This window comes from Streptomyces sp. CA-179760, assembly GCF_050937045.1.
In the GTDB taxonomy this organism is placed as follows: Bacteria; Actinomycetota; Actinomycetes; order Streptomycetales; family Streptomycetaceae; genus Streptomyces.
On the sequence record NZ_JBNJLZ010000001.1, the window covers coordinates 3,832,416 to 3,855,306 of the forward strand.

11 protein-coding genes and 3 pseudogenes are annotated in these 22,891 nt (G+C 72.2%); 10 read left to right on the forward strand and 4 right to left on the reverse strand.

Features of this window, described 5'->3' with window-relative positions; genetic code table 11:
• Positions 1-6: 6 nt before the first annotated feature.
• The 3 genes from ACQEV8_RS17070 to ACQEV8_RS17080 are packed head-to-tail and all read left to right on the forward strand — an operon-like array spanning position 7 to position 5,699.
• Complete coding sequence (locus tag ACQEV8_RS17070; RefSeq protein WP_432961036.1) at positions 7-2,247, forward strand: bifunctional glycosyltransferase/CDP-glycerol:glycerophosphate glycerophosphotransferase; 2,241 nt, start codon at positions 7-9, stop codon at positions 2,245-2,247.
• Positions 2,244-4,049, forward strand: a complete 1,806-nt coding sequence (locus tag ACQEV8_RS17075) for a hypothetical protein (RefSeq protein ID WP_432961038.1) — start codon at positions 2,244-2,246, stop codon at positions 4,047-4,049. The genes ACQEV8_RS17070 and ACQEV8_RS17075 overlap by 4 nt, the downstream gene beginning before the upstream one ends.
• A gap of 54 nt (positions 4,050-4,103) precedes the next feature.
• Positions 4,104-5,699 carry a hypothetical protein gene (locus tag ACQEV8_RS17080; RefSeq protein ID WP_432961040.1) on the forward strand — a complete coding sequence of 532 codons (1,596 nt, stop codon included), beginning with the start codon at positions 4,104-4,106 and terminating at the stop codon, positions 5,697-5,699.
• Here ACQEV8_RS17080 and ACQEV8_RS17085 read toward each other — a convergent pair.
• On the reverse strand, positions 5,689-6,102 hold the full coding sequence (locus tag ACQEV8_RS17085) for an organic hydroperoxide resistance protein (protein ID WP_391109635.1): 414 nt from the start codon (positions 6,100-6,102) through the stop codon (positions 5,689-5,691). The two genes, ACQEV8_RS17080 and ACQEV8_RS17085, sit on opposite strands and share 11 nt — an antisense overlap.
• A 93-nt stretch (positions 6,103-6,195) precedes the next feature.
• On the opposite strand from ACQEV8_RS17085, the gene ACQEV8_RS17090 reads away from it, so the two are divergent.
• The 3 genes from ACQEV8_RS17090 to galE all read left to right on the forward strand — a co-directional run bounded on the left by ACQEV8_RS17090 (position 6,196) and on the right by galE (position 9,429).
• The gene (locus ACQEV8_RS17090; protein ID WP_432961042.1) at positions 6,196-6,699 is read left to right on the forward strand and encodes a MarR family winged helix-turn-helix transcriptional regulator; all 504 of its coding nucleotides are present in this window, start codon (positions 6,196-6,198) and stop codon (positions 6,697-6,699) included.
• Positions 6,700-6,755: 56 nt separating this feature from the next.
• Positions 6,756-8,375, forward strand: coding sequence for a glycosyltransferase (locus ACQEV8_RS17095; protein ID WP_432961044.1), 1,620 nt, complete (start codon positions 6,756-6,758; stop codon positions 8,373-8,375).
• A 73-nt stretch (positions 8,376-8,448) separates the two neighbouring features.
• Positions 8,449-9,429: a UDP-glucose 4-epimerase GalE gene (galE, locus tag ACQEV8_RS17100; protein WP_432961046.1), complete on the forward strand. Its 981-nt coding sequence runs from the start codon at positions 8,449-8,451 to the stop codon at positions 9,427-9,429.
• 27 nt (positions 9,430-9,456) lie between these two features.
• On the opposite strand, the pseudogene ACQEV8_RS17105 reads toward galE, so the two are convergent.
• Positions 9,457-10,103: pseudogene (locus ACQEV8_RS17105) on the reverse strand (TetR/AcrR family transcriptional regulator).
• Between the two features lie 183 nt (positions 10,104-10,286).
• Between ACQEV8_RS17105 and ACQEV8_RS17110 the strand changes: the two are divergent.
• From ACQEV8_RS17110 to ACQEV8_RS17125, 4 genes and pseudogenes are all read left to right on the forward strand, one after another.
• Positions 10,287-11,204, forward strand: a complete 918-nt coding sequence (locus ACQEV8_RS17110; protein WP_432961048.1) for an ABC transporter permease — start codon at positions 10,287-10,289, stop codon at positions 11,202-11,204.
• Positions 11,197-12,033, forward strand: coding sequence for an ABC transporter ATP-binding protein (locus tag ACQEV8_RS17115; protein ID WP_432961050.1), 837 nt, complete (start codon positions 11,197-11,199; stop codon positions 12,031-12,033). The genes ACQEV8_RS17110 and ACQEV8_RS17115 overlap by 8 nt, the downstream gene beginning before the upstream one ends.
• Before the next feature lie 80 nt (positions 12,034-12,113).
• Complete coding sequence (locus ACQEV8_RS17120; RefSeq protein WP_432961052.1) at positions 12,114-14,309, forward strand: CDP-glycerol glycerophosphotransferase family protein; 2,196 nt, start codon at positions 12,114-12,116, stop codon at positions 14,307-14,309.
• Positions 14,306-15,951 (forward strand): annotated as a pseudogene (locus ACQEV8_RS17125) (glycosyltransferase family 2 protein). Before ACQEV8_RS17120 ends, ACQEV8_RS17125 begins: the two are co-directional and overlap by 4 nt.
• Positions 15,952-16,235: 284 nt before the next feature.
• On the opposite strand, the pseudogene ACQEV8_RS17130 reads toward ACQEV8_RS17125, so the two are convergent.
• Both ACQEV8_RS17130 and ACQEV8_RS17135 read right to left on the reverse strand, forming a co-directional pair.
• Positions 16,236-17,702, reverse strand: a pseudogene (locus ACQEV8_RS17130) (hypothetical protein).
• Between the two features lie 150 nt (positions 17,703-17,852).
• Entirely contained in the window at positions 17,853-22,814 is a 4,962-nt protein-coding gene (locus ACQEV8_RS17135; protein WP_432961054.1) for an NAD-glutamate dehydrogenase, read from the reverse strand.
• Positions 22,815-22,891 lie beyond the last annotated feature (77 nt).

A 22,891-nucleotide genomic window follows, 5' to 3' on the forward strand; every position in this document is an offset into this window, starting at 1 on the left:
GAAGAAGTGCCCCGCTTCAGCATCATCGTCCCCGTCTACAAGGTGCAGGGCTTCCTGCGCGAGTGTCTCGACTCGGTGCTCTCCCAGTCGTACGGCGACTTCGAGGTGATCGCCGTGGACGACCGCTCGCCCGACGGCAGCGGCGCGATCCTCGACGAGTACGCCGCCCGCGACGCCCGGGTGCGGGTGCTGCACCTGCCCGAGAACGTGGGCCTCGGCCGGGCCCGCAACGCCGGACGGGAGCGGGCGGCCGGGGACTACGTCCTGTTCCTCGACAGCGACGACCGCTACACGCCGGGGCTGCTGGCCGCCGTGGCGGCGCGTCTGGAGGCGACCGGCGACCCGGACATCCTGGTCTTCGACCATGTGCGCACCCACTGGTGGGGCCGGGGCGGGCGCAGTGAGGCGGCGGACCTGCTGGCCGAGGCGGGCACCGAGACGTTCCGCGTCCGGGAGAGCCCGCGGTACCTGAACCTGTTCCTGGTCGCCTGGAACAAGGCGTACCGGCGCGCCTTCCTCGAGGAGCACGGCCTGGAGTACGCGGCGGGGCTGTACGAGGACGCGCCGGTCACCTACCGGTCGATGGTGCTGGCGGACCGCATCGCCTGTCTGGGCCGGATCGGGGTCGAGTACCGGCAGCGCAGGCAGGGCGCGATCACCAGGACGCCGGGGCGCCGGCACTTCGAGATCTTCCCGCAGTACGAAGGGCTGTTCGCGTTCCTGGAGCAGCGCCCGGATCTCGACTGGGCGCGTCCGCCGCTGCTGGAGCGGGCGCTGGACCACATGCTGTTTGTGCTGGCCCGCGAGGACCGGGTGCGGCCCGCGGACCGGGGCGACTTCTACCGCGAGATCCGCTCCTTCCACCGCCGTCACCTCCCCGAGGGCGGCTTCCCGGAGCCGGACGGCTGGCGCGGGGTCGAGATGCGGCTGCTGGCGTCGGCGCCCTACGCGTCGTACGCGGCGGTGCGCGGTCTGCGGGACCTGCGCGCGAGTGCCCTGGGCAGGCAGCGGCGGGTGACGCGGAAGGCGTCGGGGACCGCTCTGCGCACCTGGTACGCGGCCCAGTCGAAGCGCCCGCTCGACCCGCAGCTCGCCGTCTACTCGGCGACCCACCACCGGGGCGTGTCCGGCGACCCGGCCGCGATCCACGCCAAGGCGCGCGAGATCGCCCCGCACATCCGGGGCGTGTGGGTGGTCCGGGAGGACGCCGTGGACGCTCTGCCGCCCGGCGTCGACCATGTGACGCCGGGCTCGCGGCGCTACCACGAGGTCATGGCGCGGGCCATGTACTGGGTGAACAACGTCAACTGGCCCGGCACCCTGGCCAAGCGGCCCGGCAGCGTCCACATCCACACCCACCAGGGCACCCCGCTCAAGTACATGGGCGCAGATCTGCTGACCAAGCCGGGCGCCCGGCACGGTTTCGACGTTCCGCAGATGCTGCGCCGGGCCGACCGGTGGGACTACAGCCTGGTCGCGGGGCTGCACGCGGAGCGGGCGTGGGAGCGGGCGTACCCGTGCCACTTCACCTCGCTGCGGACGGGCAGTCCGCGCAACGACGTCCTGGTCGGCGCGGACCCGGATCGGGGCCGGGAGGTGCGCGAGCGGCTCGGCGTCCCCGCCGGTGACACGGTCGTGCTGTACGCGCCGACACGGCGCGACTACCGCAAGGGCGGCCATGTCGACCGGTTCGACCCGGCCCGGTTCGCCGAGGACCTCGGTCCTGGCCACACCCTCGTCGTCCGGCTGCACCCCTCGCTGGCCCAGGGCGTGGCGCGCGGCCTGGGGCTGGCCGAGCTGCACCGGCGGGGCGTGCTGGTGGACGCGACCGACGAGCCGCACGTCGAGGACGTGCTGCTCGCCTCCGACGCGCTGGTCACCGACTACTCGGCCCTGATGTTCGACTACGCCCTCCTCGACCGGCCGATCGTGGTCCACGCCGACGACTGGGGCGCGTTCGCGGCCAGCCGGGGCGCCTACTTCGACATCACGGCCGACGCGCCGGGGCATGTGTCGCGCTCCTACCGGGAGCTGGCCTGGCTGTTCGCGTCCGGCACCTGGCAGGACGGGGAGTCGGCGCGGCTGCGGGCGGGCTTCCGGGAGCGGTACTGCGAGTTCGAGGACGGCCGGGCCGCCGAGCGGGTCGTACGCCTGCTGATGCTGGGCGAAGGGGGCGGTGCGCCGCTGCCCGCTGCCCGCCGGACCCCCGGTGCCGGTGCCAGGTCCGAGGCGCTGGTCGAGCGATGAGAACACCCGCCACTCCCGAGGCCGTCCCCTCCCTGCCCGGCCAGCGGGCCGTCTCGGCCCGTCCGCCGGCCGCCGCCGAGCGGCCGCGGCCGGTGCACTGGTGGCACGCGGCGCTGGTCGCCGTGCCCACCGCGGCCCTGTTCGTGCTGGGCTACCGGCGCCGCTGGATCTGCGACGACGGGCTGATCTATCTGCGGCCGGTCCGGCAGATCCTGGCGGGCAACGGGCCCGTGTTCAACGTGGGAGAGCGGGCGGAGAGTTCGACCGGCACCCTGTGGCAGTGGCTGCTCGCGCTCGCCGCCTGGGTCACCGGCGAGGACCCCGCGTTCCTCGCGGTCGGGCTCGGGCTGCTGCTGAGCGCCGCGGGGTTCGGGCTCGCCCTGTACGCCACGTGCCGGCTGCACCGGGGCGCCCGGCTGCTGCTCCCGGCGGGTGTGTGCGTGCTGCTGGCCGTGCCGCCGTTCTGGTCGTACATGACCTCGGGCCTGGAGAGCGGCCTGGGCGCCTTCTGGACCGGCCTGTCGTGGTGGCTGCTGACGCGTACCCGGCGCGGGCAGGAGGCCCGGCCGGTGTACACGGCGGCCGTCGTGTTCGGGCTGGGTCCGCTGGTCCGGCCCGATCTCGCGGTGGTCACGGTCTGTTTCCTGGCGGCGCAGTGGTGGGTGCTGCGTCCCTCCCGGCGGGGCACCGCAGCCATGCTGGCCTCGGCGGGAGCGCTGCCGCTGGCGTACGAGGTCTTCCGGGCGGGGTACTACGGGATCCTCGTGCCGCTGCCCGCCATCGCCAAGGAGGCGAGCGCCAGCGACTGGGGCCGGGGCGCCGGCTATGTGCAGGAGGCGCTCGGGCCCTACTGGCTGTGGCCCGTCGTCCCCGTGCTCGGCGCGCTGGCCGTCCTGCTGGTGCGTCGCACGCGCACCGAACGGCGGTACCGCGCCCCGGGGCGGACCTCGCTCGCGGTGCTGCTGGCTCCACTGGCCGCGGGCCTGCTGCTCACCGGGTACGTCATCCGCGTCGGCGGTGACTACATGCACGCGCGCATGGTCCTGCCCGCCCTTCTGCTGCTGCTCCTGCCGGTGCTGGTCGTGCCGGCGAACCGATTCACCGGCGTGGCGAGCGCCCTGCTGGCGGTGTGGCTGTGCGCGGTGGTCAGCCCGCTGCGGACGCCCTTCGACGTGCGGAGCACGCCCGGGTCGTTCAATGTGCGCAGCTCCGACGTGGAGGCCCTCGGCGACCACAACCCGGTGCGCACCGGCACCTGGGTGGCCAACTGGCCCGCCCTGCCGGAGGCGCGCGGCATGCTCGCGCAAGCCGTGCGGGCGCCGGGTCCGACGCTGCTGTACTTCGACTCCGGGCGGCGGCTGCACGCCACGCCGATGCGGCCGGACTCCCGGTACCACGTGGTGATCGTGGGCCGTCATCTCGGCGTCACGGGAGCCGCGGCGCCGCTCGACGCCTACGTCAACGACGCCTGGGGGCTGGCCAGTCCCGTCGGCGCGCATCTCGCGCTGGAGCGGTGGAGCTGGCCCGGGCACGAGAAGTTCCTGCGCAACCACTGGGTCTTCGCGGAGTGGGCGGCGCGGCATCCGCCGGAGCGGGATCTGCTGCGGGCCGGGGCCTCGCTGGAGACGGTCGTGGCGGCCCGGGCCGCGCTGGACTGCGGCGAACTGGCCGAACTGAGGGAGTCGGTGCGCGCGCCGCTCACCGCCGAGCGGTTCTGGCGGAACCTCACGGGGTCCGTCGAGCGGACGGGGTTCCGGTTCGCGCGCTGGCCCGCGACGGCGGAGAGGGCGCTCTGCGACTGACCCGATGAGGTGACCCGGGGTCAGGGCATGCGCGGGGGCGGGAACATCTGGCGCATGCCCGCCCCTACTTCTGCCAGTGCCTCGGTCCTCGTCCTGCGGACCGTGCGCGGTGCGACGGCGCTGCGCGGCGGCCGACTGGGGCGGCTCACCCCGTACCAGCTCTTCGGCGCCCTGTTCTGGCTGGTGATGACGCTGGCGTACTGGCGGGTCCCGCTGTGCTGCGACGCCGGGCTGCACGCTGCGGTCGTGGAGCGGCTCCGGGCCGGTCTGCTCCATCCGGCCCATCCCATGGCCGACCTGCCGGGCGAGGGCAGCCCGTACTACGGCCCGTACGCCGTCGCGCAGGGCGTTCTGGCGCGGATGGCGGGGCTGCCCGGCTGGGGAGTCCTGAAGCTCGCGGGGCCCGTGCATCTGCTGGTGCTGCTGACGGGGCTCGGCCGTTTCGTCCGGGCCCTCACCCCGCGCCCCTGGGCGCCGGTGCTGGCCCTGCTGTTCATGACGCTGCTGTGGGGCACGGCCCGGATCGTGTGGAGCGGCCGGCTCGGTCTGCTGCCGATGACGACGAACCTGGGCCATCCGTCCGCGCTGGCGATCGGGCTGACGCTCTGGGCGTGGGCCTGGACGACGACGCGTGCGCGTGAGGACGCCCCCGTGCGGTTCGTCGGTCCGAGCGGGCTCGGCGGCCGGGCGGGGTACGCGGGACTCGGCGCCCTGTACGGGCTGATCCTGCTCACCCATTTCGTCATCGCGGCCTCGGCGCTCATCGGCGCGGTGGCGGTCGTGGCGTCCCGGCAGCGCGGCTGGCGCCGGCCGGTCGTGGCGCGCTGGGCGCTCGCCGGGGTGGTCTGCGGGGCGGTCGCGGTGGCGTGGCCGTACTACGAGGTGCTGGATCTGGTGAGCGGGACGGGCACGGACAGGAGGGACCGGCGGCTGTACGAGGAGATGTTCGCCGGCTCCTGGCTGGCGCTGCTCGGCGTGCCCGCGCTGTGGGTGCGGACCCGCGGGGTGGCGCGTGATCCGCTGGTGCTGATGTTCCTGATGGAGTGCCCGCTGGTGGCGTACGGCTGGGTGAGCGGGCACTACGCATACGCCGGTGCCCTGTGGGCCGTACTGCTGCCGCCGCAGTGCGCGTTGGCGGTGGAGCTGGCGGCGCCCCGGCCCTGGCGGCGGGCCCGGAAGGTGCTGGGCGGGGTGACGGCGGCCGGGGCGTGCGCCGGGTTCGTCATCGTGCACGCCGGGGCGGTCGTGCCGCGCTCGGCCGACCCGGTGGGGTTCGCACAGCCCGTGCGCTGGCCGTCGTACGACTGGGCGGCTCCGCACATCGGGCCGGGCGAGGTGGTGATCACCGACGGGTACCGGGCCGGTCACTCCCTCGCCGGGTACGGGCCGAACCTCGTCGCGCCCGTCCGGCCCGACCCGGCCCTGGACGAGCGGGAGCGGGAGCGCCGGGCAGCCGACGTCCGGGCCTATCTGGCCCCCGGTTCGACCCGCGCCGGGCGTGCCTCCGTCGTCCGCCGCTACCACGTGCGCTGGCTGCTGCTGACGCGCCGGCACCCGGTGCCCGAGGAGGCCGTGGTGGTGGCGTGGAGCGAGGAGACGGGGGAGGTACTGGCGCGGGTCGGGGGTGACGTGCCGGTGACTACTCGATGACGAGGTCGACCTCGATGTTGCCGCGGGTGGCGTTGGAGTACGGGCAGACCTGGTGGGCCTGCTCGACGAGCTTGCGGCCGGTCGCCTCGTCCACGCTGTCGGGCAGCTCGACGCGGAGCGTGACGGCGAGACCGAAGCCCTCGCCCTGCTTGCCGATGGAGACCTCGGCGGTCACGGCGGCGTCGCTGACGTCGACCTTGGCCCCGCGGCCGACGAGACCGAGGGCGCTGCCGAAGCAGGCGGCGTAACCGGCGGCGAAGAGCTGCTCCGGGTTGGTGCCCTGGCCGTTGCCGCCCAGCGCCTGAGGCATGCCCAGCGCGAGGTCCAGCGTGCCGTCGGAGCTGACGGCGCGGCCCTCGCGGCCGTGGGTGGCGGTGGCGACAGCGGTGTAGAGCGCGTCCATGGAAATCTCCCTCTCGCATCACGTTCCGGCGGCTCGCTTCCGGGCCGCCTGACATCCATGATTAGAGCACACAATTAAGTTGTGCGCAATTGAATGGTGGATCCGAGCTACCCTGGACGCATGAACACGCCGGACGACGACTGGCTCCGCCTGGACCAGCAGATCTGCTTCTCCCTGCACGCGGCCTCCCGCGCCTTCAACGGCGTCTACCGCGTGATCCTCAAGGACCTCGGGCTCACCTACCCGCAGTACCTGGTGATGCTGGTGCTCTGGGAGCAGGGCGAGCAGCCCGTGAAGAAGCTCGGGGAGCATCTGCGCCTCGACTCCGGCACCCTGTCGCCGCTGCTCAAGCGACTGGAGGCGGCCGGCCTGGTGCACCGGGAGCGCAGCGCGCGCGACGAGCGATCGGTGCAGGTACGGCTGACCGAGGAGGGCGCCGCACTGCGGACGCGGGCACTCCAGGTGCCGCGCCGGATCGCGGGCGCGACCGGTTTCGACGCCACCGAGGTCCGCGCCCTGCGGGCCCGCCTCGACGAGCTCACCTCCGCACTGGACGCGGCCGCGCTCTCGGAGGTGCCGGGAGACCGGCAGTCGTAGCCCCATAGGGCGTTTTATCGCTTTCGCGGCATTCACCCGGCTTACGATCCGTTGTAATGAATGCCGCTCCGGATGCCGACAGGCCTCGCCCCCAGGTCGCCGTCGTGGTGATCGGCTACGACGACGCCGCCCATGTGACGGACGCCGTGCGCTCGGCGCTCGCGCAGGGCCCGGCCGTGCGCGAGGTCGTGGCCGTCGACGACTGCTCGGCGGACGGCAGCGCCGCCCTCCTCGACCGGCTCGCCGCGTCGGAACCCCGCCTGAGGGTGATCCGCCGCCGGGTCAACAGCGGCGGCTGCGGCACCCCGCGCAACACCGGGCTCGACGCGGTGACGTCGCCGTACGTGATGTTCCTGGACAGCGACGACGTCCTGCCGCCCGGCGCGGTCGACGCGCTGCTCGGGGCCGCGACGGGCGCGCACGCCGAGGTCGTGGGCGGTCTGTGCGTACGCCGGGAGCTGCCGTCGGGGCGTGAAGTGCCCTGGCAGGCGCGTCTCTACGCGCTGCACACCGCGGTACCGCGCCCCGCCCAGCGCCCGCGGCTGGTCCACGACACGCTCTGCGTCAACAAGCTCTACCGGACCGCCTTCCTGCGCGAGCACCGCGTCCGCTTCCCCGAGGGCCGCTTCCCGTACGAGGACGTCGTCTTCTGCGCGCGCGTGCTGGCCGCCGCCCCGCGCATCGCCCTGGTGCCGGACCTGGTCTACGTCTGGCATGTACGCCGGTCCGCCGAGCGGCTGTCGATCTCCCTGGACCGGGCCGGCGTCGACAACTGGCGGGCCAGGACGGAGGCGTGCCGGCAGGCGTACGAGATCCTGCTGGGCGCCGGGCAGAAGGAACTCGCGCGGGCCGCACGCGCAAAGTTCCTCGACCACGAGCTGCGGATGTACGTGCGCGAGCTGGGGTTGCGCGACGCCGCCTACCGGCGCACCTGGTGGGAGCTGACGCGGGCGCATCTCGCGGATTACGACGCCGACGACTGGGCGCGCGACCCGGCCGCTCCGGGCCGGCTGGCCGGGCGGGTCGTCCTGGCCTCCCCGGAGCCGCGCGACCTGCCCCGGCTGCGGGAGCTGGCGGCCCGTCCGGCCCGTCTGTGTCCGCCGTACGCCCGTACCGAGGACGGCACGCCCGTCTGGTCGGACGACCTCCCGCAGGTCTCCCTGGAGCCCCTGCTGGCCCGGCCGGTGCGTGCGCTGCCGCTCGCCGTGGACGCGGAGCTGCGGCCACGCGCGCGTGGCGCCCGGCTGCGGCTGCGCCTGCACGAGCTGTACGGGCGGGTGGCGCGGGCGGGACCGGAGGCGGTGGAGGTGGAGTGGCGGCACCGGGACGACGGGGACGCCGGTCTCCCCGTCGTCGTGGCGGAGTTCGCGGCAGCCGCCGACGGCTGGTCGGCCGAGGCGGAGCTCGACCTCCCCGCGCTGGCCGCCCTCGGTGCGGGCACCTGGGACCTGCGCCTTCGCCTCCGCTTCCGTGACGGCGTGAGCCGCGAGGTCACGGCGCACGCGCTCACGGGCGCCGGCCTGCTGCGCCGCAGTGCCGTCCCGAGCGCCCGGCACGGCGTGGTGCTCGTGCAGCCGTACGCCACCTGCTCCGGCGCGCTGGCGCTGCGGGTGGCGCCCGGCGTACGCGGTGTGCTCTCCGTCGTACGCGGTCGGCTGCGCCGACTGCTTCACTGAGAAGCCGCCTGATTCACTGGGGACACGACGGGCCGGCCGACGAGACGGGCCACGGACGAGGGGACGGTCGCACATGACCTGGTTGATCACCGGCGGCGCCGGCTACATCGGCGCGCACGTCGTACGGGCGATGACCGCTACGGGAGAAGGGGCGGTGGTGTACGACGACCTGTCCACCGGCATCGCCGGGCGCGTGCCCGAGGGGGTGCCGCTGGTGGTGGGCTCGACACTGGACGGCGAGCGGCTCGCGCGCACCCTCGCGGACCACTCGGTCACCGGTGTGGTCCATCTCGCGGCGAAGAAGCAGGTGGGCGAGTCGGTCGAACGGCCGCTGCACTACTACCGGGAGAACGTCGAGGGCCTGCGGACCCTGCTGGACGCGGTGACGGCGGCGAAGGTGCCGTCCCTCGTGTTCTCCTCCTCGGCGGCGGTGTACGGCATGCCGGACGTGGACCTGGTCACGGAGGAGACGCCCTGCGTGCCGCTGTCGCCCTACGGCGAGACGAAGCTGGCCGGTGAGTGGCTGGTCCGCGCGACGGGCCGGACGAGCGGCCTGTCGACGGCGTCCCTGCGCTACTTCAACGTGGCGGGCGCGGCGAGCCCGGAGCTCGCGGACACCGGAGTCTTCAACCTCGTACCCATGGTCTTCGAGAAGCTCACGGAGGGCGCGCCGCCGCGCGTCTTCGGCGACGACTACGCGACCCCGGACGGCACCTGCGTACGCGACTACATCCACGTCGTCGACCTGGCCGAGGCCCATGTCGCCGCGGCCCGCGCGCTGCGCTCCTCCCCCGGCCGCGCCCTCACGCTCAACATCGGCCGGGGCGAGGGCGTCTCCGTCCGCGAGATGATCGACCGCATCAACGCGATCACCGGCTACGACCTGCCGCCCACGGTCGCCCCCCGCCGCCCCGGCGACCCGGCACGCGTCGTCGCCTCCGCCGAGCGCGCCGCCACGGAGCTGGGCTGGAAGGCCAGGCACGACGTCCAGGACATGATCGCGTCGGCATGGGAGGGGTGGGTGCGGCTGCATCCGGAGGCCGTGCGGGGCTGAACCCCCGTCACCTACCGGCAAGCCCCCTCACAACGCCCGCAACGCCCCCGCCGTGGCACGGGCCAGTGACCCCAGATACCCCTGCGGCAGCTTCGGGGTGCGGATGACCACCGACCGCCAGTACAGCGGTCCCGAGATCAGGTCGAGGGCCAGGTCGCGGTCGAGGCCCTCGCGGAGCTCGCCGCGGCGTTCCGCCGCTGTGACGATGCCGGTCGCGACGCCGTCCTGGCCCTCGCGCAGGGCCTTCTGGAGGGCCTCGGCGATCTCGGCGTTGCGGGCCGCCTCGGCCTGGAGGTCGGGGATGATCTGCGAGGCGACGGGGTGGCGCAGGGCCCGGGACGTCACCTCGTACAGCAGCCGCAGGTCGCCCTCCAGTGAGCCGGTGTCCGGCGCCGGCAGGCCCTGCACGGCGAGCGCCGAGACGATGTCGAGCACGAGGTGCAGCTTCGAGCGCCAGCGGCGGTACACCGCCGTCTTCCCGACGCCCGCCCGGCGCGCGATCCCCTCGATGGACATCCGCGCGTAGCCGACGGCCGCGAGCTCCTCGAACACGGCCGCCCGGATCGCGTCCGTCACATCCTCCCGCAGCACGGCCGCCCCGCGGGGGCCCGGCGGCGCGGACGTGGCTGCGGACGCGGCTGCGGCGGCTCGTCGGCGTTCGCGTTCGTCGTCATGCCGACAGCATAGGGGCGTCACGACGAAACGGTTGCGTTCCGACGCTCGAAAGGCCTACGCTCACGTTGCGACGATACGGTCCCGTCCCGACGTAAGAATTCGTGAAGAGTCTGGTAAAAACCCACTTTCCGCTCCTCACGACCCAGGTCCCACACCCCCTCCCCCGAGCGAAAGCAGCGGATGTGAGCCAGGTCCTCGACACACCGCCCCAGCCACCGGCCCCGGCCCCCGCCGACGACCTCGCGGCCCTCGCCGCCCGCCACGGCCTCTCGGTCAGCGGCGCCCGGCCCTCCCTGCCCGCGTACGTCCGGCAGCTGTGGGCCCGCCGCCACTTCATCACCGCGTTCGCCACCGCCAAGCTCACCGCCCAGTACAGCCAGGCGAAGCTGGGCCAGGTCTGGCAGGTGATGACCCCGCTGCTGAACGCGGCGGTCTACTACTTCATCTTCGGCGTCCTGCTCGGCACCAAGCACGGTGTGCCGGACTACATCCCGTTCCTGGTCACGGGCGTGTTCATCTGGACGTTCACCCAGAGCTCGATCATGGCGGGCACCCGCGCCATCGCCGGCAACCTGGGCCTGGTGCGCGCCCTGCACTTCCCGCGCGCCGCCCTGCCCCTGTCGTTCTGCCTCCAGCAGCTCCAGCAGCTGCTGTTCTCGATGGGCGCCCTGGTCGTCATCCTGCTCTGCTTCGGGGTGCCGGTCGGCGTGTCCTGGCTGCTGGCGCTGCCGGCGCTGTTCCTGCAGTTCACGTTCAACGCCGGCGTCTCCATGGTCATGGCCCGGATGGGCGCCAAGACCCCGGACATCGCCCAGCTGATGCCGTTCGTCCTGCGCACCTGGATGTATGTCTCGGGTGTCATGTGGAGCATCGACAAGCTGGCCGACAAGGACAGCCTGCCGCGCGTGGTGACGGTCCTGCTGGAGACCAACCCGGCCGCGATCTACATCGACCTGATGCGCTTCGCCCTGATCGACAGCTTCCACGCGAGCCAGCTCCCGGCCCATGTGTGGGCGCTCGCCGTCGGATGGGCCCTGGTCGCCGGTGTCGGCGGCTTCATCTACTTCTGGAAGGCAGAGGAGACGTACGGCCGTGGCTGACAACACCAACGACAAGGTCCCCACCGTCGTCGCCGACGGCGTCGACATCGTCTACCGCGTCAACGGCACCGGCGCCGGACGCGGCTCCGCGACCGCCGCTCTCAACCGCATCGTGCGCCGCAAGAAGACCGAGAAGGCGGCCGGTGTGCGCCGGGTGCACGCCGTACGGAACGTGTCCTTCGTCGCGTACAAGGGCGAGGCGATCGGCCTGATCGGCACCAACGGCTCCGGCAAGTCGACCCTGCTGAAGGCCGTCGCCGGACTCCTCCCCGTGGAGAACGGCCGCATCTACACCCACGGCCAGCCCTCCCTGCTCGGCGTCAACGCGGCCCTGATGAACGACCTGACCGGCGAGCGCAACGTGCACCTCGGCGGCCTGGCCATGGGCATGTCCCGCGAGCAGGTCAGGGACCGCTACGAGGAGATCGTCGACTTCTCCGGGATCAACGAGAAGGGTGACTTCATCACGCTGCCGATGCGGACGTACTCCTCCGGTATGGCCGCGCGGCTGCGGTTCTCCATCGCCGCCGCCAAGGACCACGACGTCCTGCTGATCGACGAGGCGCTGGCCACCGGCGACCGCTCCTTCCAGAAGCGCTCCGAGCAGCGCATCCGCGAGCTGCGCAAGCACGCGGGCACGGTGTTCCTGGTCAGCCACAACAACAAGTCGATCCGCGACACCTGCGACCGCGTGCTGTGGCTGGAGCGCGGCGAGCTGCTCATGGACGGGCCGACGGAGGACGTCCTCAAGGAGTACGAGGCGTTCACCGGGGACAAGTCCGCTAAGCCGAAGCCCAAGCCCGAGCCCAAGGTTCCTGTTCGCTCGTGAGGCGTACTTCGGTCGGCCGTTTTGTCTTATTGGTGAAACCATGACCGAATACGACGCATCAGTGAGAAGGAGCCCTCGCGATGGCCGAGCTCAGCCTCATCGTCCACGGGGCGAACGTTCAGGACCATCTGACGGAACTCCTCGACTCCCTCGCCGCGCATCCCCTCCCCGACGCCGAGGTGATCGTGGCCGCGGTCGGCGACTGGGCCCGGGAGACGGCCGAGCGGCACGCCCCGGACGTCCAGGTGCTGCCGGTGCCGGACGGCATGGGAGACGCGGCGGCCCGCGCGGCGGGCGCGGCACGGGCCTCGGGCCGCTGGCTGCACTTCGTCCACGCCAAGGACGGCCTGCCCGCCGGCGCCCCGCGCACGGTCGCCGAGCGGGTGGCCGAGCTGCCCGCCGAGGTGGACGTCCTGCTCCTCGACCATGTCCGCAGCACCTGGCACACCTCCGGCATGCCCTCCCCGAACAGCGCCCTGCTGGCGCGGACGGGGCGCGCCGACGTCGCCCTCGACGCCTGCGCGCCCCTGTTGCGCCTCACCCCGACGCTCGGCACCCGCGTCCTGCGCGCGGACTTCTGGCGGGCGCACGAACAGCAGCTCACCACCGACGACGAGCCGTACGCCGCCCTGGCCGCCCTGCTGCTCGCCGACCGCGTCGCCTGCCTGCCGCACGTCGCCTACGAGGACCGCGCCCTGCGCCCCGCGAGCCTGCCGCCGGTCACTCCCGAGCAGCGCTACGGCCTCGTCGAGCGCTACGAGTCCCTCCTCGACCTCACCCGGGGCCGCCCCGCCGCCCACGCCGTGCTCTACGACGTCATGGTCCGCGACTGCCTGCGTGTCTTCGCGCGTGGCGGCATGCCGGAGGAGGTGGCGCGGGAGTTCTTCCGCCGGGCGTCCCTGGCCGCCCTGCGCCGCCGTCCCGAGGGCTACAGCCGCCCCGCCGGTCTCGAAGGCGTCCGCCGCTCCCTGCTCGAGGAGGGCGCCTACGCCAGGTACCGGGCCTTCCAGGCCGCCAACCGCACCCGCCGCACCGCCCAGTCGGCCGTACGGAGCCGGAAGCGCCAGGCCGGCGCCAAGCTCCGCGACCACCAGTACCGCAGGGCGCTCGCCCGCCCGGTCAACCCCCACCTCGCGGTGTTCGCGGCCTACTGGAACCGCGGCGTCGCCTGCAACCCCGCCGCGATCGCCGCCGAGCTGTCCGAACTCGCCCCGCAGATCCACCCGGTGTGGGTGGTCACCCGGGAGAACGAGGCGCTCCTGCCGCCCGGCACCGACCATGTCGTACCCGGCAGCCGGCGCTACTGGGAGGTGCTGGCGACCGCCAAGTACCTCGTCAACAACGTCAACTTCCCGGGCGCGGTGGTCAAACGCCCGGACGCGATCCACGTCCAGACCCACCACGGCACACCCCTGAAGCGCATGGGCCTTGACCAGATGGCGTACCCGGCCGCCGCGCAGGGACTGGACTTCAAGGCGCTGCTGGAGCGCATCGACAAGTGGGACTACAGCGTCTCCGCCAACAGCCACACCACCCGTATGTGGGAGCGCGCGTACCCCTCGCACTACGTCTCCCTCGACCACGGCTATCCGCGCAACGACGTCTACTACACGGCCACTGCCGACGACATCCGTGCCGTCCGCGAACGCCTCGGCATCGACCCGGGCCGCCGGGCCGTCCTCTACGCGCCGACCCACCGTGACTACGAGGCCGGCTGGAACCCGCGCCTCGACCTCGCCGCCCTCGCCGACCGCTTGGGCGAGGACACGGTCCTGCTCGTGCGCGGCCACTACTTCTACGGCGGTGCCGCCTCCCCGCTCACCAACCTGCGCCGCACGGGCCGGATCATCGACGTCTCCTCCTACGACCCGGTCGAGGATCTCTGCCTGGCGGCGGACGCCCTGGTCACGGACTACTCCTCGATCATGTTCGACTACGCCAACCTCGACCGGCCGATCGTGATCCACGCCGACGACTGGGAGACGTACCGCACCACCCGCGGCGTCTACTTCGACCTGATGGACCAGGCCCCGGGCCCGGTCGCCCACACCCAGCAGGATCTGACGGAGATCCTCACCACCGATGCCTGGCGCGACGAGGGCGCGGCGAAGACCAGGGCCGCCTTCCGCCGCCGGTTCTGCGAGTACGACGACGGACGCGCCGCCGAGCGCGTCGTACGCCGGGTCTTCCTCGGCCAGGACGAACGCTCCCTGCCGCCGGTGCTGCCGCTCGAGGAACGCACCCCGGCCCCGACCCCGCAGGAGGCGACCGCATGAGCACCCCCGACGTCACCGTGACGGTCATCGTCTACAACGACGCCGAACGCCTCACGCGCGCGGTCGACTCGGTCCGCCGGCAGACCCACGCCAACGTCGAGATCATCATCAGCGACGACCACTCCACGGACGGAACCGCGGACGTCGCACGGCGTCTCGCGGCCCAGGACCCCCGCGTCCGCCACCTCCGCCTGGAGCGGAACAGCGGCGGCTGCGGCGTCCCGCGCAACCGCGCCCTGGACATCGCCCGGGCGCCGTACCTGATGTTCCTCGACAGCGACGACGAACTCCCCGACGACGCCGTCGCACTGCTGCTCGCCGCGCACCGCGAACGCGAGATCGACTTCGCGATGGGGGCGGTGCAGCGGGTCCGGGTGGACAACGGCCGCCGCTCGACCTGGATGCCGCACCTGGTCGCCGAGCGCCGCACCCTCGACGGCATCGAGACCGACCCGCGCCTGCTCTTCGAGCACCTGTCGACGAGCAAGATGTACGCCCGCGCCTTCCTCGACCGGCACCGCCTGCGCTTCCCCGAGGGCATCCACTACGAGGACCAGCTGTTCTCGGCCCAGGCGTACTGCCTGGCCAAGAGCTTCACGATCGTCCCGGAACCGGTCTACCGCTGGTATGTGGCGCCCTACGCCACATCCGAGGCCGCGTCGATATCGAACCAGCGGCACAAGCTGGAGAACGTCCGCGACCGGATTCACGTCCAGCACCTCATCGACGGGTTCCTGGCCGAGAGCGGGCACGAGTCGCTGCGCGAGGACAAGGACCACAAGTTCCTCAAGCACGACTTCCGGATGTACGCCGGTGACCTGCCCTACCGGGACGACGCGTGGCTGTCGTCCTTCGCGGACCTGGTCACGCCGTACCTCGACACGCTCGCCCCCGGCGCCTTCGCCCGCCTCCCGCGCGCCGAACGCGTCGTCCTCCAGCTGATCCGCGACGGCCGTCTGCCGGAGGCCCGGCTGGCGGCCCGAGGCCTCGGCCACGGCGTGGGGCCGCGGTGGATCACGACGGACGGTGAGGGCCGCACGTACTGGGGCGACCGGATCCCGGCCTCGGAACAGTCCCGCCGCGAACTGGACATCTCAGACCTGGATCTGGAGACCCGGCCCTTCCCGAGCGCCCAGTTCCGCCACGAGATCACGGAGATCACCCGAGGCCCGGGCGCCTCCGTCGACCTCGCGATCCGCACGTACGACCCGGCCCTGCGCCTCCCCGTCGGCCCTCGGCGCGCCACCCTCCTCATCGCCCCCGGCGGCCACCGCCTGCACGTCCACTTCCGCCTTTCCCCCGTCGGCCCCGGCGTCTTCGAGGGCCACGCCCATCTCGACCTCGGAGCGGCGCTGCTCCCCTTCTACGGCTTCTCCGGAGTCCGCCACCCCTTGCTGCGGCTGCAACACCAGGGCGTCTCCCACACCGGCCTCCTCCTGGCCCCCTCACCTTCCCGGCCTTCACCACCCAGGTCCCCCACCACCGACTGACCCTGGAACCCGAAGGCCACAACCCCGGCCGCTTGCAGTGCCGCTGGGAACCGACGGGCACAACAGCAAAACTGATCCGCCCAACAGTCCGCCGCCTGGCCCGCCCCAGGGTCAAGCGAGCGGCCCGCTTGGTGGCAAGCGCACTGCGCTGAGCCGCGCTGCGGGCATGCGTGCCGCGACAGGCGGCACGGGTACACCCCGCCGCGCTGCGGGCATGTGTGCCGCGACAGGCGGCACGGGTACACCCCGCCGCGCTGCGGGCATGTGTGCCGCGACAGGCGGCACGGGTACACCCCGCCGCGCTGCGGGCATGTGTGCCGCTAAGGGCGGCACGGGTGGGCGCAGCGGCACCCCGCACCGCCGGGCTGCGGACCCACCCGGCCTCAGCACCCACGCCCCGGGCACCTCCACCCGGATGAGAACCACTCCCCCAACCTCACCGCAGCACCTTGTACAACACCTGCCCCTCAGGCCCCCGCCCCACCTCCCGCAACCCCACCCCACGCCGCCCGTCCACCGCCGTACCCATCACCCACCGCACCCCGTACTCCCGCAAAATCGCCCCCCGCTCCCCCGCCGACACCCCACCCCCGAAATACCTCCGCACCGCCTCCTCCCTCCGCCCCTCATCCGGCAGGAAGAAGTCGGGATACCCAGGCGCCACGGTGTACGCCCCATACGCCGGAATCTGCGCACTCGGCCGCCCCTCCCGAGCCATCACCACATCCCCGTACCTCACCCACCGCGTCATCCACTGATACCCGACCCACGGCTCCCGGTACTTCTCCGCGACGACGGCCGGCAGATCCCCAGGTCTCACCACGTACCCCACCGTCCCCACCTGCGTCCACGCCCCCACAGCCAGAGCCACCCCCAGCACACACCCCCACCCCACCCGCACCGCGCGCCGCCCGGCCTCCCCCACCTCCACCGCCACCGCGACCTGCGCCGGAATCAGCACCGCCGGCAACACCCGCCCCCACGCGTACTGCCCGCTCACCCCACCCACCGCCACCACGGCAACCCCCAGCACGAAGAACAGCACCAGTGGATCCCACCGATCCCGCCACCACCGCACCCCCAGCGCCACCACCCCGAGCAACACCAGCCAGTAGCGCCCGAACAGGTCCTCGTAGAGCGGCCGATGCACCGACTCCAGCCCGCCCCACCCCCGACCAGCGCGAAGAAGTCGTAGTACGGCCACACCAGCAGCACCACGAACCCCAGCACCACCCCGCACCCCAGCCGCCCCCACACCGCCCGCCCCGGCCGCGCGGCGACCACCGTCGCGACCGCCCCCAGCGAGGCCACCACCCCAGTGAACTGGTGGCACAGCAGGATCACCGCCCACAGCACCCCCAGCCCGAGCCACACCCCCACCCCCCGTCCTCCCGCACCGCCCGCCCCAGCCAGGCCCAGAGGTGAAACGCCAGCCCCAGTGTGAAGACGCTCGGGTACGACACTGTCAGCGCGAGCGAGTTGAGCCCGTAGAAGCCGCTCCAGTTGAAGAGCGCCGTCCCCACAGGAACAGCAGGCACAGCAAGGCCGGCGCGGGCGCGGCACCACGGTCGCTCAGCGTCCGCACATACCGCCACACCCCTGTCACCAGCAGCCCGAGCCCGACCAGCGCCCCGATCCGCAGCACCCAGAAGACCGACAGTTCACTCACCCGCGCGACGCAGCCGAGCACCACCATCCAGGGCGAGTAGTACGGACTCGGCGTGTCCGCGTCGACGAGCGGATTGCCGGGGTCGAGGAGGTTGTGCCGCAAACGCTGGACGGTCGCCGCGTGCACACCGAGATCCCCGGCCCAGGGAAGCCGGACGATCACGAGGAGCAGCAGCACGACGACAGCCGCGGCGACCACCACGGCGGCGGCCCGCGCGGCGAGGGCGGGTCTCACGGCACAAGCCTCAGCCGGAAACGGTCAGTCCTCCACTCGAACCGCCCTGAGTCACGCCAAGAACCTGGGGCCCACCCAAGAAACCTGGGGCACGCCAAGAACGGCGCCCCGGACCGAAACCGGCCCGGGGCGCCCAAGAGGCCGTACGCCCTACGAGTGCGTCCGCAGCAGCGTCCTCATCGTGCGCATCGCCACCGACAGGTTGGCGAGGTCGAACGCGTCGGACCCCTGGATCTCCTCCAGCGTGGTCCGGGCCCGGCCGAGGATCGCCGCGTTCTTCTGCTCCCACGCCTTGTACCGCTGCTCGGGCGTCGAGGTGCCGTTGCCCACCGCCAGGACGTCGGCGGTCAGCGCCGAGTGCGCCGCGTACAGGTCCTCGCGGATCGCCGCGCGGGCCATGGACTGCCAGCGGTCGGCACGGGGCAGCTCGGAGATGCGGTCCATGAGCTGGGTGATGCGCAGCCGGTCGGCGAGGTCGTAGTAGACCTCGGCGACGTCCAGCGGCTCCCGGTCCATGCGGTCCGCGACCGAGACGATGTCGATCGTCGGGAAGGCCGAGGAGAAACCGGCCACCCGGGTGGCGAGTTCGTCCGGGACGCCGACGCCCGTCAGCTCGTCGAAGATCTTCTGGTACCACTCCAGATCGGCGCCGCGCAGCAGATTCGGCAGCTGCCCCCAGACCTGTTCGACCCGGTCGGCGAAGAAGTCGACCGTCTCGGCGAGGTCCAGCGGCTGCGGCCGGTTGTTGAGCAGCCAGCGCGTGCCCCGCTCCACCAGACGGCGCGAGTGCAGGCGGATGCGGGTCTGGACGTCGGCCTCGACCCTGTTGTCGAGCGCCTCGACCCCGTCCCACACCGGGGACTGGCGGAAGATCGCCCGGGCCGCGGTCTGCGCCCGCACGATCTCCTCCAGCGACGCCCCGGTCTCCTCGCGCAGCCGGTGCAGATACGTCGTACCGCCCGTGTTGACCGTGTCGTTGACCAGGACGGTCGTGGTGATCTCGCGACGCAGCGGGTGGCTGACGAGGTGCTCGGGGAACTGCTCGCGCAGCTCGGTCGGGAAGTACGCGTGCAGCAGGGTGCTCAGGTACGGGTCGTCCGGCAGCGAGGTGTGCAGCAGCTCCTCGGCGACCGTGATCTTCGTGTACGCCAGGAGTACCGCCGTCTCCGGGCCGGTCAGGCCCTGGCCCTGGGCGAGCCGCTCGCGGATCTGCCGGTCGGTGGGCAGGAACTCCAGCGCCCGGTTGAGGTGGCCCTCCCTGACCAGGTGCTTCAGGAAGCGCTGCTGGGCGTGGAGCATGGAGCCGGACTGGGCGAGGGCGTTGGCGATCGCCGTGTTCTGCGCGTAGTTGTTGCGCAGCACCAGGCGGCCGACCTCGTCGGTCATCTCGGCGAGCAGCTTGTTGCGCTGCTTGACGGTCATGTCGCCGTCGGTGACCAAGCCGTTGAGCAGGATCTTGATGTTCACCTCGTGGTCGGAGGTGTCCACGCCCGCGCTGTTGTCGATGGCGTCGGTGTTGATCCGGCCGCCGTGCAGCGCGAACTCGATCCGGCCGAGCTGGGTCAGACCCAGGTTGCCGCCCTCGCCGACGACCTTGACGCGCAGGTCCTTGCCGTCGACGCGGATGGCGTCATTGGCCTTGTCACCGACGTCCGCGTTCGACTCGGCGGAGGACTTGACGTACGTGCCGATGCCGCCGTTCCAGAGCAGGTCCACCGGCGCCTGGAAGATCGCCTTCATCAGGTCGGCGGGGGTCAGCTTGGTGACCTTGGTCTCGATGCCGAGGGCCTCGCGGATGTGCGCGTTGACCGGGATCGCCTTGGCCGTGCGCGGGAAGATGCCGCCGCCGGCCGACAGCAGCTCCTTGTCGTAGTCCGCCCAGCTGGAGCGGGGCAGCTCGAACAGGCGGCGGCGCTCGGCGTAGGAGGTGGCGGCGTCCGGGTTCGGGTCGATGAAGATGTGCCGGTGGTCGAAGGCGGCCACCAGCCGGATGTGCTCGGAGAGCAGCATGCCGTTGCCGAACACGTCACCGGACATGTCGCCGATGCCGACGACCGTGAAGTCCTCGGTCTGGGTGTCGACGCCCAGCTTCTGGAAGTGCTGCTTGACGGACTCCCAGGCGCCGCGGGCGGTGATGCCCATGCCCTTGTGGTCGTAGCCGGCGGAGCCGCCGGAGGCGAAGGCGTCGCCGAGCCAGAAGTTGTAGTTCTCGGCGACCCCGTTGGCGATGTCGGAGAAGGTGGCGGTGCCCTTGTCGGCGGCGACGACGAGGTAGGTGTCGTCCTCGTCGTGCCGGACGACGTCCGCCGGGGGCACGACCTCGCCGGCGACCATGTTGTCGGTGATGTCGAGCAGCGCGGAGATGAACGTCTTGTAGCTCGCGACGCCCTCGGCCAGCCACGCGTCCCGGTCCACGCTCGGGTCGGGCAGCTGCTTGGCGACGAAGCCGCCCTTGGCGCCGACCGGCACGATGACGGTGTTCTTCACCATCTGCGCCTTGACCAGGCCGAGGATCTCGGTGCGGAAGTCCTCACGCCGGTCGGACCAGCGCAGACCACCGCGCGCGACCTTGCCGAACCTGAGGTGCACGCCCTCGACGCGCGGCGAGTACACCCAGATCTCGAACGCCGGGCGCGGCGCCGGGAGGTCGGGGATGGCCTGCGGGTCGAACTTCATGGAGACGTAGTCGTGCGGCTTGCCGCCCGCCGCCTCCTGGAAGAAGTTGGTGCGCAGGGTCGCCTTGATGACAGTGAGGAAGGACCGCAGGATCCGGTCCTCGTCCAGACTCGCGACCTGGTCGAGGGCCGCGTCGACCTCCTCCAGCAGGGCGTCCACGATCTCGTGTCCCGCGCGCTGCCGGTCCGGCGACATCCGCGCCTCGAACAGGGAGACGAGCAGCCGGGTGGTGTGGACGTTGTTGCGGAGGGTGTCCTCCATGTAGTCCTGGCTGAACGTCGAAGCCGCCTGGCGCAGGTACTTCGCGTACGCCCGCAGCACCATCGCCTGGCGCCAGGTGAGCCCGGCGCTCAGCACCAGGGAGTTGAAGCCGTCGTTCTCGGCCTTGCCGGTCCAGGTGGCGGCGAAGGCGTCCTGGAAGCGCTCGCGGGCGTCGTCGCCGAGGTAGTCCCCGCTGCCGTTCTGCGAGCGCGGCATGCGCATGCCGAAGTCGTAGATCCAGGCCACGCTGCGGTCCGGGCAGCGCAGGTCGTACGGCCGCTCGTCCACGACCTCGACGCCGAGCCGGTTGAGGACCGGCAGCACCGCCGAGAGGGAGATGGCGTCGCCCGTGCGGTAGATCTTGAAGCGACGCTCCTCGGGGGCGGCGCCCACCGGCTCGTACAGGCTGAGCGCGAAGTCCGTGCCTTCCTCGGCGTTCAGCTGTTCGAGGTGGACGAGGTCGGCGACCGCCGCGCGCGGGTTGTGGTCGGCCTTGTAGCCCTCGGGGAAGGCGTGCGCGTACCGGCGCATCAGTTCGGCCGCGCGCTCCTCGCCGAGCTCGGCGTTGAGTGCCTCGGCGAAGGCGTCCTCCCAGGAGCGGGCCGCCTCCACCAGCCGGGCCTCGATGCGGTCCTTGTCGGAGTCGGACAGCTCCGGCAGCTCGGTGCCCTGCGGGACCCGGACCACGAAGTGCAGCCGGGAGAGGATCGACTCGGTGTTCCAGGCGGTGAAGTCGACGCTGATGCCGCCCAGTTCCTCCTTGAGGATCTCGATGATCCTGAGGCGCACGGCCGTGGTGTAGCGGTCGCGCGGGAGGTAGACGAGGGCGGAGTAGTAGCGCCCGTACTCGTCCTGGCGCAGGTAGAGCCTCAGCCGCCTGCGCTCCTGGAGGTAGAGCACGGAGGTGACGATGGACCGCAGCTCGTCGACCGGGGTCTGGAAGAGCTCGTCGCGCGGGTACGTCTCCAGGATCTGCAGCAGATCGCGTCCGTCGTGGCTGTGGGGCGAGAACCCGGCGCGCTCCAGGACATCCGCGACCTTGCGACGGATGACGGGGACCCGGCGCACGGACTCGGTGTAGGCGGCGGAGGAGAACAGTCCGAGGAAGCGCCGCTCGCCGACGACATTGCCCTCGGCGTCGAACTTCTTCACCCCGATGTAGTCCAGGTACGACGGCCGGTGCACGGTCGCCCGGCTGTTCGCCTTGGTCAGGACGAGCAGCTTGTGCTCGCGCGCCTTGGCACGGGCGTCGGCGGGCAGCCGCTCGAACGACGGGCTGACCGGGTGGCTCTCCTCGGCGGCGTGGTGCGGGTCCGCGCGCAGTATGCCGAGCCCGGTGCCGGGGACGGCGGCCAGGGAGTCGTCGTCGCGCAGCCGGTACTCGCGGTAGCCGAGGAACGTGAAGTGGTCGTCGGCCAGCCAGCGCAGCAGCTCGCGGGCCTCCTCGACCTGTGGTCCGGGGAGGTCACCGGGGATGGGCTCGTCCGGCAGCCCCTCCGCCAGCCGGGTCGCCGCCTCCCGCATCTTGCCCCAGTCCTCGACGGCCTCACGGGCGTCGGACAGCACGCGCAGCAGGTCGGCGGTGATCTGCTTCAGATCGGACCGGTCCGTCTCGCGGTCGGTCTCCACGTGGATCCAGGACTCGACGTGCGCGTCGTGCGGGAGGTCGCCGGCGCCGGTCGCGGGCGTGGGCAGCACCTCGATGAGCTTGCCGGTCACATCGCGCCGCACCACGAACTGCGGGTGGATGACGACGTGGATCCCGCGCCCCTGGCGCGTCAGCTCGTTGGTGACGGAGTCGACGAGGAAGGGCATGTCGTCGGTGACGACCTCGACGACGGTGTGGCTGCACGTCCACCCGTTCTCTTCCACGCTGGGTGTGTGAACCCGCACGTTGGCCGTGCCCTGGGGGCGGTTCTCGGCCAGCCGGTAGTGGGATACGGCGGCTCCGAAGACATCGACCGGGTCGCGGTCGGCAAGGTCCTCCGGGGCCGTGTGCAGGTAGTAACGCTGGAGGAACGAGATCAGGGACTCGCGGTCCGGGGCCTCCTGGGCGTCTGGGGTCTCCTCGCCCGTCGACCCGGTCGGTAGGTGCCCCCCGACCGGGCTGTTCTCAGCTACCCGGGCGGCCCTCTCGAGCAACTCGGCCTTTGCTTCGTCCAGCTTGGTCTGCATTGTCCTCTGGCTCCTGTCGCGCGCCGTTGCGTGACGTAGAAGGAAGTACGGTCTCTGCGCTGACGACGTCACGCCGT